Origin of the sequence: Sinorhizobium sojae CCBAU 05684 (assembly GCF_002288525.1) — a bacterium.
In the GTDB taxonomy this organism is placed as follows: domain Bacteria; phylum Pseudomonadota; class Alphaproteobacteria; order Rhizobiales; family Rhizobiaceae; genus Sinorhizobium; species Sinorhizobium sojae.
In genome coordinates this window covers 1,435,078-1,449,177 of the sequence record NZ_CP023067.1, presented here as the reverse complement: position 1 = coordinate 1,449,177, position 14,100 = coordinate 1,435,078, and the positions used below count along the sequence as shown (strand labels likewise).

At 61.3% G+C, this 14,100-nt stretch carries 15 protein-coding genes and 2 tRNA genes; 12 read left to right on the top strand and 5 right to left on the bottom strand.

The window, feature by feature from the left end:
* Positions 1 to 324: 324 nt before the first annotated feature.
* A tRNA-Cys gene (locus tag SJ05684_RS07230) sits at positions 325 to 398 on the top strand.
* Positions 399 to 917: 519 nt separating this feature from the next.
* Complete coding sequence (locus SJ05684_RS07220) at positions 918 to 1,685, top strand: YrbL family protein (RefSeq protein WP_083846223.1); 768 nt, start codon at positions 918 to 920, stop codon at positions 1,683 to 1,685.
* 13 nt (positions 1,686 to 1,698) lie between these two features.
* Here SJ05684_RS07220 and SJ05684_RS07215 read toward each other — a convergent pair whose 3' ends face one another.
* The gene (locus tag SJ05684_RS07215) at positions 1,699 to 1,992 is read right to left on the bottom strand and encodes a hypothetical protein (protein ID WP_034857371.1); all 294 of its coding nucleotides are present in this window, start codon (positions 1,990 to 1,992) and stop codon (positions 1,699 to 1,701) included.
* Positions 1,993 to 2,131: 139 nt separating this feature from the next.
* On the opposite strand from SJ05684_RS07215, the gene SJ05684_RS07210 reads away from it, so the two are divergent.
* The 3 genes from SJ05684_RS07210 to SJ05684_RS07200 all read left to right on the top strand — a co-directional run bounded on the left by SJ05684_RS07210 (position 2,132) and on the right by SJ05684_RS07200 (position 3,039).
* Positions 2,132 to 2,206: transfer RNA gene (locus SJ05684_RS07210), tRNA-Asn, on the top strand.
* 174 nt (positions 2,207 to 2,380) lie between these two features.
* Positions 2,381 to 2,716 (top strand): SMR family transporter, encoded by a 336-nt coding sequence (locus tag SJ05684_RS07205; protein ID WP_034857373.1) that lies wholly within the window; start codon positions 2,381 to 2,383, stop codon positions 2,714 to 2,716.
* Positions 2,713 to 3,039 carry an SMR family transporter gene (locus SJ05684_RS07200; protein WP_083846224.1) on the top strand — a complete coding sequence of 109 codons (327 nt, stop codon included), beginning with the start codon at positions 2,713 to 2,715 and terminating at the stop codon, positions 3,037 to 3,039. The genes SJ05684_RS07205 and SJ05684_RS07200 overlap by 4 nt, the downstream gene beginning before the upstream one ends.
* Here the strand turns inward: SJ05684_RS07200 and SJ05684_RS07195 are convergent.
* Positions 3,027 to 3,875 (bottom strand): SDR family NAD(P)-dependent oxidoreductase, encoded by an 849-nt coding sequence (locus SJ05684_RS07195; protein WP_034857374.1) that lies wholly within the window; start codon positions 3,873 to 3,875, stop codon positions 3,027 to 3,029. The genes SJ05684_RS07200 and SJ05684_RS07195 overlap by 13 nt on opposite strands.
* A 302-nt stretch (positions 3,876 to 4,177) precedes the next feature.
* Between SJ05684_RS07195 and SJ05684_RS07190 the strand changes: the two genes are divergently transcribed.
* From SJ05684_RS07190 to SJ05684_RS07170, 5 genes are all read left to right on the top strand, one after another.
* Positions 4,178 to 5,218, top strand: a complete 1,041-nt coding sequence (locus SJ05684_RS07190) for a cysteine synthase A (RefSeq protein WP_034857468.1) — start codon at positions 4,178 to 4,180, stop codon at positions 5,216 to 5,218.
* 3 nt (positions 5,219 to 5,221) lie between these two features.
* Complete coding sequence (locus tag SJ05684_RS07185) at positions 5,222 to 5,971, top strand: alanyl-tRNA editing protein (RefSeq protein ID WP_034857375.1); 750 nt, start codon at positions 5,222 to 5,224, stop codon at positions 5,969 to 5,971.
* 108 nt (positions 5,972 to 6,079) lie between these two features.
* Entirely contained in the window at positions 6,080 to 6,940 is an 861-nt protein-coding gene (gene sseA / locus SJ05684_RS07180; RefSeq protein WP_034857376.1) for a 3-mercaptopyruvate sulfurtransferase, read from the top strand.
* A gap of 5 nt (positions 6,941 to 6,945) precedes the next feature.
* Entirely contained in the window at positions 6,946 to 7,509 is a 564-nt protein-coding gene (locus tag SJ05684_RS07175) for a GNAT family N-acetyltransferase (protein WP_034857377.1), read from the top strand.
* Between the two features lie 80 nt (positions 7,510 to 7,589).
* On the top strand, positions 7,590 to 8,057 hold the full coding sequence (locus SJ05684_RS07170) for a DUF1203 domain-containing protein (protein ID WP_034857378.1): 468 nt from the start codon (positions 7,590 to 7,592) through the stop codon (positions 8,055 to 8,057).
* Between the two features lie 104 nt (positions 8,058 to 8,161).
* On the opposite strand, the gene ald is transcribed toward SJ05684_RS07170, so the two are convergent.
* The gene (ald, locus tag SJ05684_RS07165; protein WP_034857380.1) at positions 8,162 to 9,280 is read right to left on the bottom strand and encodes an alanine dehydrogenase; all 1,119 of its coding nucleotides are present in this window, start codon (positions 9,278 to 9,280) and stop codon (positions 8,162 to 8,164) included.
* 155 nt (positions 9,281 to 9,435) lie between these two features.
* Here ald and SJ05684_RS07160 point away from each other — a divergent pair, with 155 nt between their 5' ends.
* Positions 9,436 to 9,897 carry an Lrp/AsnC family transcriptional regulator gene (locus SJ05684_RS07160; protein ID WP_034857381.1) on the top strand — a complete coding sequence of 154 codons (462 nt, stop codon included), beginning with the start codon at positions 9,436 to 9,438 and terminating at the stop codon, positions 9,895 to 9,897.
* A gap of 7 nt (positions 9,898 to 9,904) precedes the next feature.
* On the opposite strand, the gene SJ05684_RS07155 is transcribed toward SJ05684_RS07160, so the two are convergent.
* Positions 9,905 to 11,152: a GGDEF domain-containing protein gene (locus SJ05684_RS07155; RefSeq protein WP_034857382.1), complete on the bottom strand. Its 1,248-nt coding sequence runs from the start codon at positions 11,150 to 11,152 to the stop codon at positions 9,905 to 9,907.
* A 404-nt stretch (positions 11,153 to 11,556) separates the two neighbouring features.
* On the opposite strand from SJ05684_RS07155, the gene SJ05684_RS07150 reads away from it, so the two are divergent.
* Positions 11,557 to 13,536, top strand: coding sequence for a bifunctional 2',3'-cyclic-nucleotide 2'-phosphodiesterase/3'-nucleotidase (locus SJ05684_RS07150; protein WP_034857383.1), 1,980 nt, complete (start codon positions 11,557 to 11,559; stop codon positions 13,534 to 13,536).
* Positions 13,537 to 13,708: 172 nt separating this feature from the next.
* On the opposite strand, the gene SJ05684_RS07145 is transcribed toward SJ05684_RS07150, so the two are convergent.
* Complete coding sequence (locus SJ05684_RS07145; protein ID WP_034857384.1) at positions 13,709 to 14,029, bottom strand: HlyU family transcriptional regulator; 321 nt, start codon at positions 14,027 to 14,029, stop codon at positions 13,709 to 13,711.
* Positions 14,030 to 14,100: the final 71 nt, after the last annotated feature.

The window sequence follows — 14,100 nt, the reverse complement described above, 5'->3', positions numbered from 1 at the left end:
CTCTTTGCTGCCGACCCTGTCCGGATTTCGATCGCTGCCCTGATGTGGGAAACTGCCGGGTACTGCATGTCGCCTTGAAATCGATCTCGATTTAAGGACAAATGCATGCAGCAATTCAAAATGCTACAGCCCGTTCGCGCCGCCGTCTCACTGTTTTTGCCGCGTTTTGGTGGGGCATCACCTATTCATCGGCAATCCGGCGGCTTCGCCAACGTCCTTCAAGAATGCGCCGAGACGAGGGGTGCGTTTTTCGGAAATTGCCTCTTGCGGTTCATCTCGAATGATTCTAAACGCTGGCCACGACTTGATATTTCTTGTCGGTGAGGCCTCGTGGCGGAGTGGTGACGCAGAGGACTGCAAATCCTTGTACCCCGGTTCAATTCCGGGCGAGGCCTCCAACAATTCCCCCCTGATGATCGTGATTTGATGGCGCCGATGAGCGCCGCCATGTTTTCACAAGTGGACTGAGAGCGTCCTCCTACAGAGTGTATGCTTTGCGGCGACGACCACTTGCCTAGCGCCCCGAAAATCGGAGCCGATCCTCGGAAAGCTCGATGCGCAGATTCAAAGAGTTCCAGCGACCTTTGCGCGTCTGAAAAGACGCGCGGCGCTGTAGCGGAACGTCGATTCCGTTTTGGCCGGACCAGCGACTGCTCCGGCGAAAACGGCTTCTATCTGTTTCGAGGGAGCATCCGCTTCCGAAACAACCGCCAGCCGTTAGAGCATTTTGCGGTCAGCTGAAATCATCTGACGCACCGGCAGCCTCTCGTGCCCGAGTGGCTCCTCACCGGGCGCTTGGTCGAACACAACCATACAGTCACGTTCTCAATAAATTCACCCACAAGGTTGGATTTTCCTTGATTTTCCTCCACTGACACTATTTCGTTACAAAACGGTCGCATTCCGAGGGGGAGGAAATGTTCGACGGCAAGATCTCCCTTTCCGACTGGCACCAATGCGCAGTCGGGCACCAGCGGTGTGTTTTCGAGCACGACCTATACCCGAACATTCTGATCAAGGTTCTCAGAACCAGGGGCAAGGGCGGCGAGCGCCAATCGACGCGGATGCTCCGCTTCTTCGATCGGTTCAAGCGGTTCGGCGCCTACCGCACTTTTCGACGCGAGGTCGACGAGTTCATTGAACAGGCCCGAAAGTTCACCCTGGCCGATACAGCCGATCTCCCCATCCCCGGAGTGCTGGGCTTCGTTCAGACCGAACACGGTCTCGGTCTCGTGGTCGAGAAGATCACTATGGCAGACGGACAGTTGGCCCCGACCTTGCGCGACCTGGCGCTGGCGGGGCGGTTGACGGCAAGGCACCTGGCGATGATCGAAGAGCTTTTCGATCGCTTTCGCAGGCTTCACATCGTGCTGATGGATTGCAATGCCGGCAACTTCGTCGTGACGGATCGCCGCGGTTTTGAGGAACTGCTGTGCATCGACGGGACCGGTGAAAAAAGCCCGTTGCGCATTTTCGCTCTCAGCAGCAGGGCCAACGACTTCCGACTGCGGCAAATGCGTGGGAAGCTGTTCTTAAATCTCGCCAGAGTATTGAACGATCCAGCGGCGCTACCAAACGAGGGACACGTCCACGCGGTACTAAAGCCGTATCTGCGGCCGAAGCGCAGTCGCCACCCACTCGAGGTCGTTCCGGACGCACTCGACGTTTCTTCACAGGCGAGCTAGCCCAAGTCGCATTCTACTCCCCGGATGATTTCTCGGCATTGCCGCGCCAGCGGGCCCACCACACGGCGAGCCTCCGGCGTGCGCGACGCACCACCGGTATGTCGTGCGACAGCACGAGCATCCCCAGCGGGACCATCCAGAAGCCAAGAATCGGCAGAAAGCCGAGAATACCGCCGGCGATGAGCAGCAGCCCCACCGTCACCCGCAGGGCCGGCGAGTCGGGCAGGCCGATGCGCCATTTTCCCAGGATCATCTCCCGTGTTTTCGGATCGATACCGAAATGCCTTTTTTTCTCGCCCTGCGCCATTGCTTCCTTCCTGCGACTTTCCCAGAATTGGTGCTTTCTCCACAGCCGAGCAAGCGGCGCTCTCGATTTTTTTTGAAAAATCGCTTGGCAAATCGAAAAAGCATTTGTATTAGCAGCCTCACTTCTGCGGCGCAGATGATCCCTGGTAGCTCAGCGGTAGAGCACTCGACTGTTAATCGATAGGTCGCCGGTTCGAATCCGGCCCGGGGAGCCAGTTTCGAAGAGCCATTCGCGGCGAAGGCCCGAATGGCTCTTTTCGTTTGTTTGCGCATCGGTGCGAAAATCGGACCCGATTTTCGGAAAGCACAATGCGTGGATTCAAAGATTTAGAGCGTCCTTTGCGCGTCCCGAAGGACGCTCGGCGCTGCAGGTCTCTCAGAGGTTCCGCATGCGTCTCGCATGGTTTTTCCTGGTTCTTGCCATTGCCACCGAAATCGCCGGCCTTACCGCGCTGAAGGCCGCCGGCGCCTATGTCGGCCACGCGGTCATGTATGGCTCGATCGCGCTCTCCTACGTGTTTCTCGCAAGGGCGGTGAAGACGATTCCCGTCGGCGTCGCCTACGCGATCTGGGAAGGCTCGGGCGTCGCCCTGATCACGCTCGTCTCCGTGCTTGTCTTCGATCACGTGCTGACCGGTCGCGAGATGCTCGGCCTCTCCATGGCCGTTGCCGGCATCCTTCTCGTCAATGCCGGCAAGGTGCAGGACGAGGAAGGCGAGCGATGAGCATGTCCAGTTTCTCCTTTGCCTTCGCCGTGCTGGCCGGCATTTTCGACGTGGCCGCCAATCTCGCCTCCACGAAGTCCAACGGCTTCAGCCACCGCGGCTGGGGGGCGATTTCGATTGTCCTCGTGCTCGCCGCCTTCGCGCTGCTCGCGGAGGCCGTCAAAGGCATGGAGCTGGCGATCGCCTATGCCGTGCTGGGCGCCACCGGCATATTCGGAACGGCGATCTCAGGACGCCTTCTCTTCGGTCAGAGATTGAAGCCGGTCGGATGGATCGGCCTCTGCCTGGTCTTCGGTGCGGTGCTGGTGCTTCACACCGCCTGACGCGACTGCCCTTTCGAAGGGGACTCCTCGTGCTTGGGCGCCGTGCTCCGCGGCGCCCGCCACGGTACAAGCCAGCTGAGAAGCGGAAAATAGACGCCATAGGGCAAAAACGTGAGCAGCTTCACCAAATATGTGAAGCGTTTGGGGAAGGTGATCTCGAAGCGCCCGGACTTCAACCCCTGCGAAATCCGAGCCGCCGCCGTCTCGGTGCTGACCAGTGCGGGTCGTGGGTAATCGCCCTTAGCCGAGCCGCGCGTGTCGACGAAGCCCGGACAAATCAATTGCAGGCGTATGCCGATTGGGTCGAGATCGAATTTGAGGCTCTCGGCCATATGGATGAGAGCCGCCTTGGTAGCGCCGTAGGCGGCGCTCATGGGCAACCCGCCATAGCCCGCAACGGAGGAGACGATGGCGATCTGCCCCTGTCCCCTCGCTTTCATGTGCTCGACAAGCGGCACAAGACAATTGACCACGCCCTGGAGGTTGACGGCGACGCTCTTGTCGAAGGCGTCGTGCTGAAGATCGTCGCCGCGCACCGGGATTGCGACCCCCGCATTGAGGATCGCAAGCGCCACCTGTCCATGCTCGTATTCGATCGCCGTGATCACCCGCTCCATGTCATCCGGATGGGTGACGTCCCCGTCGAGGACGATGATTTTCCCTGGCCCTTTTGCTTCGTGCTGCAAGGCCACCAGCTTGTCGTGGCTGCGCGACGTGACGACGACGGCATAGCCTTCCTCGACGAGTTGCAAGGCCAGGGCGCGCCCGATTCCCGAGCTCGCACCGGTGATCCAGGCCAGGCCGTCTTCCGGGCGGGCGGTAAAAGCAGTCGTCATCTCCTCCTCACATCCGTTGGGACTTTGCCTCTCCCGCAAAGCCCGACGTTCAACCAGGCCGACCGCTGCGACGGCCGCTGCACCTCCGCTTCCCGCCCATCATTTGACCGCGGAGACGATTTTTGCCTAGGACAAGAAAGCTGCGAAACGCTATTTCTTGTTTATTCAACAGCCTAGGCCGAAAAGACGCCAACATTTCGGCGAGCGTGGTCCCGCACGAAATGTTTATCGGCTTGCCGTCAACCGAGGTTAGTGCTTGGCTTGGGCTCGGCATTCGTTCCGTTCAGCGCGAGGTTTTTAAGATGCGTGTTCTTCCGTCCGTGCTCGAAGCAATCGGCAATACGCCGCTGATCCGGCTCAAGGCCGTTTCCGAAGCCACCGGCTGCAACATTCTCGGCAAGGCGGAGTTTCTCAACCCCGGGCAGTCGGTGAAGGACCGGGCAGCGCTCTGGATCGTCCGCGCCGCCGAAAAGGCCGGCACGCTCCGACCGGGCGGCGTGATCGTCGAGGGAACGGCCGGCAATACGGGCATCGGCCTTGCCGTGGTCGGAAGCGCCTTGGGCTATCGCACGGTCATCGTCATCCCCGAGACGCAGAGCCAGGAAAAGAAGGATGCGCTCCGCCTGATGGGCGCCGAACTGGTGGAAGTCCCGGCAGTGCCCTACAAGAACCCCAATAATTACGTGAAGATCTCCGGGCGGCTGGCGGAAGAACTCGCCAAGACCGAGCCGAACGGTGCCATCTGGGCGAACCAGTTCGACAATGTCGTCAACCGGCAGGCCCATGTCGACACGACCGCGCCGGAGATCTGGCGCGACACCGATGGCAAAGTTGACGGTTTCATCTGCGCCGTCGGCTCCGGCGGCACGATCGCCGGCGTGGCCGAGGGGCTGCGCGCCCGCAATCCCAACGTCAAGATCGGCATTGCCGATCCGGAAGGCGCCGCGCTCTACAACTATTATGCGCATGGCGAGCTGAAGGCGAGCGGCAGCTCGATCACAGAGGGCATAGGCCAGGGCCGCATCACCGCCAATCTCGAGGGTTTCACGCCGGATTTCGCCTACCAGATCCCCGATTCGGAAGCCGTGCCCTACGTCTTCGACCTGATCGAGAAGGAAGGCATCTGCGTCGGCGGTTCCACCGGTATCAATATTGCCGGTGCCGTGCGGCTGGCGCGGGAGCTCGGTCCCGGGCACACGATCGTGACGATCCTGTGCGATTATGGTAACCGCTATCAGTCGAAGCTCTTCAACCCCGACTTTCTCACCTCGAAGGGCCTGCCGGTGCCCGATTGGCTTGCGCGGCCTTCGAGCATCGCAGTGCCCTATGAAGCAGTCGAGTGATCGATGACCAGAAGCGTGACCGCCCTCTTCCGTGACGATTTCTATCTCTCGACCTGCGAAGCGCATGTCACGGGTATCCTGGAGGATGGCGGAATCGAACTGGACCAAACCTGCTTCTACGCAACCTCCGGCGGCCAACCCGGCGACACGGGTTTTTTCGAGCGCGGGGACGGAAGCCGCATTCCCATCGTCGACACACGGCATGGCGCCACCAAGGACACCATCGTGCACCTGCCCGGGGCCGGGCGGCCGCGCCCCGCCATCGGCGAAAAGCTCGTCCTGCACATCGACTGGCCGCGTCGCTATAGGCTGATGCGCATGCACACGGCCTGCCACCTGCTTTCCGTCGTATGCCCCTACCCGATCACCGGCGCGGCCGTCAGCGAGGAGGAAAGCCGCGTCGATTTCGACATGAGCGAACCGATCGACAAGAACCAAGTGACCGCGGCGCTGATGAAACTCGTCGACGAGAATCACCCCGTCTACGTGCAATGGATCACCGATGAGGAACTCGCCGCCAACCCGGCCATCGTCAAATCGAAGAATGTCCGACCTCCCGTCGGGCTCGGGCGCGTGAGCCTCGTCTGCATCGGAGAGAACTCCGCCATCGACAGCCAGCCCTGCGGCGGCACCCATGTGTCGGAGACCCAGGAGGTCGGCGCGATCCACATCGCAAAGATCGAAAAGAAGGGTAAGGAAAACCGGCGGTTTCGCATACGATTCGGAACGCCGGACGATCAATCTGCCGTCTGAAGCGCATTCGTGTTACGCGCTGCGGGCCTTTGATTTTCGTGCATGTCGCTGCCTCAAACTGCTGCACATTTTTTGAGGCACCAGGCGCCGCACGTGTGGAGTGACGAGATGAACGACAAGAACAACAAGAGCACCTTCGTTGTCTCCGCCGACTGGCTGGAGCAGCGCCTCGGCGATCCGAAGGTCAGGATCGTCGATGCCGCCTGGTACCTGCCGGCGCAGAACCGCGACCCGAAGGCGGAATATGCGGCGGCCCATATACCCGGCGCCGTCTTTTTCGACCAGGATGCGATCGCCGACCAAACGAGCGGGCTGCCCCACACCCTCCCCTCGCAGCAAGCCTTTGCCGAGGCCGTCGGCGCCATGGGCATTGGCGAAGACGACACGATCGTCGTCTATGACGGCCCCGGCATCTTCACGGCGCCGAGGGTCTGGTGGATGTTCCGGATCATGGGCGCGAAAAACGTCTATGTTCTGGACGGCGGCATGGACGGCTGGAAGGCGGAAGGCCGTCCGACGACAAGCGAGGTTCCAAGCCCCGCGCCACGCAGCTTCCACCCGGCCTTGAACGCGACGGCTGTCACCGCCTTCGAGCGCATGAAGGACATCGTCGAAAACCGCCTGGCGCAGGTTGCCGATGCACGCAGTGCCGGGCGATTTACCGGCGAGGAGCCGGAGCCGCGGGCGGGCATGCGGTCGGGCCATATGCCCGGCGCCAAGAACCTGCCCTCCGGCGTCTTCTCCGAGAACGGCAAGCTGAAGGACCTCGAATCGCTGCACGCGATATTTGCGGATGCCGGTATCGACATGGCGAAGCCGGTCGTCACCACCTGCGGATCCGGCGTTACCGCCGCCATCATCACACTTGCGCTCCAATCATTGGGACATACGAACAATACGCTTTATGATGGTTCCTGGTCGGAATGGGGCGGGCGCCCCGATACGCCCGTCGCATTCGGTAGAGAGTGAAGGTCATGCAAGGATCGAAATCTGCCGCAATCACGGCACAAGTCACCAAGCTCGAAATGACGTCGCCGCCGAAGCAGAGCCTGCCGATGCCTGTGAACATCCATACGGCGATCCTCCGGGTTCTCGATATCCCGCTTGCCTATTATCGCTTTCTTTATCTGCGCGTCGGCAAGCGTTGGCACTGGACGGACCGCCTGCGCATGGGCGACGCGGAACTGGCGGCCCTGCTGCACGACAAGCGAACGTCGCTGAGCGTTCTCTACGTCAACGGCGCACCGGCCGGCTATTTCGAACTGCAGCAGCGGGATGACGACGTCGTGGAGATCACCCATTTCGGGCTCATGGAGCATGCGCTCGGGCTTGGGCTGGGGAAATGGTTCCTGCTGCAGACCCTGCTTGCCGCCTGGGCCATGGACCCGTCCAAGGTCAAGGTCTCGACCAACAGCCTCGACCACCCGCGTGCGCTGCAGCTCTATCAGCAGTTCGGCTTCTCGCCCGTTGCGACGGGAGAGGCTACGATCGAACCGCTGACGGACGAAGAACTGCTCGCAATTGCGAAGAAGCTGTAAGAAGAGCACAGCAAGTTTCGGGTGTCGCCACTGGTCACCAAGGCGCATTGTCCTCGATAATTTGATGAGGAGAATACTCGATGACTTTGCGCTACATCGCCATGCCTGACGACGAGGCACGCCGGATCTGGCAGGGCGGCCGCGACGCCTATGGCAAGCTGCCCGAGCGGCACATTTCAGACGGTGACGGTGTTCCGTGCCGGCATTGTCTTCGCAATGTCGAAGCGGGCCAAGCCTATCTGATCCTCGCATATCGGCCGTTTTCGTCAGCCCAGCCTTACGCTGAAACGGGGCCGATATTTCTGCATGCCGACAAGTGCCTTGCCCCGGACGAAGATTCTGTACCGCCGATTCTCGCTTCAAGCCGGGAATTTCTTCTTCGCGGCTACGGTGCGGATGAGCGAATCGTCTATGGGACCGGCGGGGTGGTCGCCCAGGAAGCGCTCGAACAGCGCGCCGAGGAATTGCTGGCGCGGCCCGACGTCGTCTTCGTGCATGTGCGATCCGCTAGGTACAATTGTTACCAGTGCCGCGTCGAAAGGCGCTGAACCTCCCGATGTAAAGCACGACAGCGCCGTGCGCCCGATAGGACGCACAGCGCTGTCGCAGGTTTACGGCACCCGAGAGGCCCGCGGTTCGATCGAACCCGCCGTCAGGCGACGTTCAGCACCGCCTCCGGAGCGAAGGCGTCGTAGCCGAGCGCTTCGGCCACGGCGGCGTTCGTCACGCGGCCGCGATGCACGTTGAGACCCGCCCGCAGGTGTCGATCTTCGGTGACGGCCTTCAGACCACGGTCGGCGAGTTGGAGCCCGTAGTGCAGCGTCGCATTGTTGAGCGCTTGAGCCGATGTGATCGGCACGGCCCCCGGCATATTGGCAACGCAATAATGCACGATTCCATCGACCTCATAGGTAGGTTCGGAATGCGTGGTCGCATGCGAAGTCTCGAAGCAGCCGCCCTGGTCGATGGCAACGTCGACGACAACGGCGCCCTTCTTCATGCCCGAGAGCATTTCCCGCGTGACGAGCTTGGGAGCGGCGGCGCCCGGTATGAGCACGGCACCGATCACGAGGTCGGCGGAGAACACCTCCTCCTCGAGCGCATCGATCGTCGAATAACGCGTGTGGATACGGCCGTTGAAAATATCGTCGAGCTGGCGCAGGCGGGGAATCGACCGGTCGAGGATCGAAACGTCAGCGCCGAGGCCGACCGCCATCTTCGCCGCATGCAGGCCGACAACGCCGCCGCCGATGATCGTGACCTTGGCCGGAAGCACGCCGGGCACACCGCCGAGCAGGACACCTCGGCCGCCATTTGCCTTTTGCAGGGAGGTGGCCCCAGCCTGGATCGAAAGCCTGCCGGCGACTTCCGACATCGGCGCAAGCAGCGGCAGGCCGCCGCGCTCATCCGTGACCGTCTCGTAAGCGATTGCGGTGACGCCTGAACTCAGAAGTCCCCTCGTCTGTTCGGGATCGGGTGCCAGGTGCAGGTAAGTGTAGAGGATCTGGCCTTCGCGCAACTGCGTCCATTCGGACGGTTGCGGCTCCTTGACCTTGACGACCATGTCCGACTTCTCGAACACGTCCTTGGCCGTCGGCACGATCCGCGCGCCGGCCGCACGGTAGGCGTCGTCGTCCGCCCCGATCCCCGCCCCGGCTTTGGTCTCCACGATGACCTCATGACCATGGGCGACATATTCCCTCACCGATCCGGGCGTCAGGCCGACGCGGTATTCATGATTCTTGATTTCCTTCGGGCAACCGACACGCATCCTGGCGTTCCTCTCTTATTTGTTGGCCTTCGCCGCATTGCTGAGAAGCCAGCAAAACAGATGAGGCCGCGAATGTCCTTGCAAAGAGGGGTCTGGTCCCGCATGAGATTCGTGCATTATTGCGCAGCGTGCTCTATTTTTGAAGGAAACCACCAATGAGCGACCTCGATGCCATCGATCGTTCGATCCTGCGGGTGCTTCAACAGAACGGCCGGATCTCCAATGCCGACCTCGCCGCGAAGGTCGGCCTGTCGCCGTCCGCCTGCTCCCGGCGGGTCGACCTGCTCGAGAAATCCGGCACGATCGCCGGCTACCACGCCCGCGTTGCCCACAAGGCGCTCGACTACAAGATCATGGCCATCGTGCATATTTCGCTATCGGGCCAGTTCGCCAAGACGCTCGCCGAGTTCGAGGCGGCCGTGAAGCTCTGTCCCAATGTGCTCGTGTGCTATCTGATGTCCGGGGAATACGACTACATCCTGCGGGTGGCGGCGAAGGACCTCGAAGACTACGAACGCATCCACCGCGACTGGTTGTCGGCGCTGCCGCATGTGGTGAAGATCAATTCAAGCTTCTCTCTTCGCGAGATCATCGATCGCCCGAATGTCGGAATTTGAAGGCCGTTCAGCGGCCGACGACGCGATTGCGGCCAGCGCTTTTGGCCGCATAAAGGCGAACATCCGCCTCCGACAGCAGCGCGCGAACGTCGGTGCCGTCCGCAAGCGTCGCTGAAACGCCGATGCTGATCGTCACCGGCAGGCCGGTGCTTGTCGTCACTCTCTTGGAGACCGCAAGCCTTATGTCTTCGGCACGTGCGTGCGCATCCGCATAGGCTAGACCGGGGCAAAGAACGACGAATTCCTCACCGCCGTAGCGGAATAGGCGGTCCACCGGCCGCAGTTGGTCCCTTACCGTCTCAACGAGCTTCTTCAGCACCCGATCGCCCTCAACATGGCCGAGCGCGTCGTTGACACTCTTGAAGCGATCGACGTCAATGAGCAGCAGGCTGACCGGCGCATCCTTGGCCGCAGCCTCGCGCATGACCTGCTGGCCTTCACTCTCGAAGCGCCCGCGGTCGAGCGCCCCCGTCAGCGCGTCGTGACCGGACCGGGACAAGAGATCCTCATAGCGTTCGCGGAAGGTCAGATCGTTGAAGACATCGCCCAGGGGGCGATCGGAAATCGCCAGGAATGTGTGGCGCGAGGCGTTGAGATAGAAGCCGATCGCCAGCGCATAGAAGGGCGCAGCCAGCATCTTCGCCATCCAGCCGCCCCAGAAGACGTCGAAGGGGGCACCGTTGATGTAATGAAGTGCCGTATAAAAGCCTACCTGATCGAAGGTCAGCACGGCCGCCCCGCAGATCATGAACCGGATGGTCACAAATCGGCGGAACCAGCGCCCCAGCCTCTCGTACAGCAGGATGATGATGATCGCGTCGAAATAGAGAAGCGTCGTACCCCAGACCATCAGCCATCCCATTTCGTCGATGAAGGCGATGTCGGCGACGCGATTCTGCACGATCGCCACGGTGTCATGCTGCCTCAGCAGCAGGCTTAGCGCGACTATCAAGAAATTGCCGGCAAGCAGTCCGTAGATCGGCTGGCGCACGGTCGCAGCGTCCTCCTTCACATAAAGAAGGAGGATCACCATGAGCTTGCCGGAAAAGAACACGGCCGAGCCGGGCGAAATGACGCCGAACGGTAGCTGGACGTAGAAGACCGCCGCGAGGTAGGTCTCGATGAAATGCATGACGCCGAGCGCCGCCACGAAGACGCCGAGCCCCAGTCGCGTCCGCAGATGCAGAAGCCCGATCATGGCCGCGACATAAACCAGCGCCTCACCGAGAAACAGCATCAGATTGGCGTTTGGCATGCGAGCACGTAGCTTCCGATTTCAACCGGATGGTTACTTAACGATAAAATTTGAAGAAAGCTTTACCCACCGGGTCGCAGAGGCCGGCGACCCCCAAGATTTTGCTGCTTTGGCTTATACCAACCTGCACCGATATTGACCGATTGCGTGGGACCGGCCGCGGGTGTCCGGTGAGGAGCACACCGCAGAGCGATGCTCATGCATCGGTCGAGGATTGCGACTCGGCCGGCGACCGACAGACGGCCCACCCGAAGGGCCGGGCGCTTTCGGTCAATATCGGTGCAGGTTGGTATTATGGCCGCAATTCGTCATAGTCACGCGGCGAAGTTGCAGTAACATCACGGCCTGCGCGGGGACAGCCGCAGCGAGCGCCGCCCGCGTTGAAAAACTACGGAGATCCGCCCATGCCATCCACCGCTTTGCATCCCATATCGCGCCGCGCCCTGCTTGGCGGCTTGGCCGCTACGTCCGCACTTGCCGTGCTGCACCCCTTCTCTGCCCGCGCGGCCGCGAATCAGGCGCATCTGCGCATCATGGAAACGACGGATCTCCACGTGCATGTCTTCCCCTACGATTATTATGCCGACAAGCCGAACGACACGATGGGGCTTGCGCGCACCGCCTCGATCATCGACGCGATCCGCGCCGAGGCGACGAACTCCATCCTCGTCGACAATGGCGATTTCCTGCAGGGAAATCCGATGGGCGACTATATCGCCTATCAGCGCGGAATGAAGGAAGGCGACATGCATCCGATCATCGCCGCCATGAACGTGCTCGGCTACGATTGCGGCACGCTCGGCAATCACGAGTTCAATTACGGGCTCGACTTCCTGTTCAACGTGACGAACGGCGCGAACTTCCCGCTCGTCTGCGCCAACCTGACGAAGGGCACGCTTGCCGCAAACCCGCGCGAGGATGCGCTCTTCCTCAAGCCCTATGTGATCCTCGACCGCAAAGTCAGGGACGGTAGCGGCCAGGAACACTCGATCCGCATCGGCCTGATCGGCTTCGTGCCGCCACAGATCATGACCTGGGACGCCAAGAATCTCGAGGGCAAGGCGAATGCCCGCGATATCGTCACGGCCGCGGAGGCCTGGGTGCCGCAGATGCGGGAGGAAGGCGCCGATCTCGTGGTCGCGCTTTCCCACTCCGGCATCGGACAGCAGGCCTATGCCGAAAACCTCGAGAACGCCTCCATTCCGCTGGCTGCGATCGACGGCATCGATGCCATCGTAACCGGCCATAGCCATCTCGATTTCCCCGGCCCGAAATTTGAAGGCGTGGCGGGTATCGACAATGCGAAAGGGCTGATTTCCGGAAAGCCCGGCGTGATGGGCGGCTTCTGGGGCTCGCATCTCGGCCTGATCGACCTGCTCCTCGAGCGCGACGGCGGCCAATGGCGCGTGGTGAATTCGACCAGCGAGGCGCGGCCGATCTTCAGGCGTGAGGAGAAGAAGGTGATCGCGGAAGTCGGCGACAAGCCGGAGGTGCTGGCTGCCGCCGAGAAGGACCACGAGGCGACGCTCGCCTATGTCCGCACGCCTGTCGGCAAGACTTCGGCACCACTTTATTCCTATTTCGCCCTCGTCGCCGACGACCCTTCGGTGCAGATCGTCAGCCAGGCGCAGACCTGGTACATCCGCGAGATGCTGAAAGACACCGGATACCGGGATCTGCCGGTTCTTTCGGCGGCAGCACCGTTCAAGGCCGGCGGACGCGGCGGCGCCGAGTACTATACGGACGTGCCGGCCGGCGACATCGCCATCAAGAATGTCGCCGATCTCTACCTCTACCCGAATACGGTGCAGGCCGTCGTCATCACCGGTGAGCAGGTGCGCAACTGGCTGGAAATGTCCGCCGGCATCTTCGACCAGATCGCGCCCGGATCGACGGATGCAAACCTGATCGATGGCGATTTCCCGTCCTATAATTTCGACGTGATCGACGGCGTCACCTACGAGATCGACTTGTCGCAGCCGGCGATGTTCGACAAGGACGGTACCGTCGTGAACCCGGAAACCCGCCGCATCCGCAACCTCGAATTCGACGGCAAGCCGATCGATCCCGCACAAAAGTTCGTCGTGGCGACCAACAACTATCGCGCCGGCGGCGGCGGCAATTTTCCGGAGATCGCGGCCGACAAGGTCGTCTTCGTCGCGCCCGATACCAATCGTGACGTCATCGTGCGCTACATCATCGAGCAGGAAACGATCAATCCGTCGGCCGATGCCAATTGGAAATTCGCGCCGATGGAGAACACCAGCGTCGTCTTCGACAGCGGGCCCAAGGCACGGCAGTTCCTGGCCGATGTGAAGGCCATCGCGATCGAAGACGCCGGCGACGGATCCGAAGGCTTCGCCCGTTTCCGCATCCGGCTTTAAGCGTTGTATCATGGTGCGTGGCGCCCGATCGAAATCGGCGCCACGCCCCCTCAATCTCTCTTGGCAAGAGGTGCGATCGGATTCGTCTTTTCAGACGCGCAAAGGTCGTTGTAACTCTTTGAATCTGCGCGTCGAGCTTTCCGAAAATCGGTTCCGATTTCGGGCCAGTGCGCTAAACCGAGCGGGTCTGGGCTTCGTCGGCAAAAAGGGCGGCGCGCTGCTCGTCGACGATCTGCCGGCCCTTCCTGAGAGCCGAATCGATGGCGTCCTGCTCGGACGAGAAAAGGTCTGCGCGGATAAAATTGCGCGTCTTCGTGGCGCCGTCGGGCATCGCCTTTTCAATGCTGCCAGCGAGCCGGAACTGCGCTCCCTCGCGAATCGGTGTCGCGCGGATCAGGCAATCCGCATAGTTCTCCGTCTTACCTGCGGCCGGTTCAGCCTCAGTTTCGGAGCCCCGCGAACGACCGAAAAGTTTCGAGAAAAACGATGCCATGCCCTATGGTTAGCCGCGACGGCCGGCCCTGTCAAAGTAAACTTGACCCGCCTCCCTGGCCTACTGCATGT

Excerpts from the sequence above, each read along its gene's own strand:
- SJ05684_RS07220 (WP_083846223.1), top strand. The coding sequence starts at position 918 with ATGTTCGACGGCAAGATCTCCCTTTCCGACTGGCACCAATGCGCAGTC.
- SJ05684_RS07215 (WP_034857371.1), bottom strand. The coding sequence starts at position 1,992 with ATGGCGCAGGGCGAGAAAAAAAGGCATTTCGGTATCGATCCGAAAACA.
- SJ05684_RS07205 (WP_034857373.1), top strand. The coding sequence starts at position 2,381 with ATGCGTCTCGCATGGTTTTTCCTGGTTCTTGCCATTGCCACCGAAATC.
- SJ05684_RS07200 (WP_083846224.1), top strand. The coding sequence starts at position 2,713 with ATGAGCATGTCCAGTTTCTCCTTTGCCTTCGCCGTGCTGGCCGGCATT.
- SJ05684_RS07195 (WP_034857374.1), bottom strand. The coding sequence starts at position 3,875 with ATGACGACTGCTTTTACCGCCCGCCCGGAAGACGGCCTGGCCTGGATC.
- SJ05684_RS07190 (WP_034857468.1), top strand. The coding sequence starts at position 4,178 with ATGCGTGTTCTTCCGTCCGTGCTCGAAGCAATCGGCAATACGCCGCTG.
- SJ05684_RS07185 (WP_034857375.1), top strand. The coding sequence starts at position 5,222 with ATGACCAGAAGCGTGACCGCCCTCTTCCGTGACGATTTCTATCTCTCG.
- sseA (WP_034857376.1), top strand. The coding sequence starts at position 6,080 with ATGAACGACAAGAACAACAAGAGCACCTTCGTTGTCTCCGCCGACTGG.
- SJ05684_RS07175 (WP_034857377.1), top strand. The coding sequence starts at position 6,946 with ATGCAAGGATCGAAATCTGCCGCAATCACGGCACAAGTCACCAAGCTC.
- SJ05684_RS07170 (WP_034857378.1), top strand. The coding sequence starts at position 7,590 with ATGACTTTGCGCTACATCGCCATGCCTGACGACGAGGCACGCCGGATC.
- ald (WP_034857380.1), bottom strand. The coding sequence starts at position 9,280 with ATGCGTGTCGGTTGCCCGAAGGAAATCAAGAATCATGAATACCGCGTC.
- SJ05684_RS07160 (WP_034857381.1), top strand. The coding sequence starts at position 9,436 with ATGAGCGACCTCGATGCCATCGATCGTTCGATCCTGCGGGTGCTTCAA.
- SJ05684_RS07155 (WP_034857382.1), bottom strand. The coding sequence starts at position 11,152 with ATGCCAAACGCCAATCTGATGCTGTTTCTCGGTGAGGCGCTGGTTTAT.
- SJ05684_RS07150 (WP_034857383.1), top strand. The coding sequence starts at position 11,557 with ATGCCATCCACCGCTTTGCATCCCATATCGCGCCGCGCCCTGCTTGGC.
- SJ05684_RS07145 (WP_034857384.1), bottom strand. The coding sequence starts at position 14,029 with ATGGCATCGTTTTTCTCGAAACTTTTCGGTCGTTCGCGGGGCTCCGAA.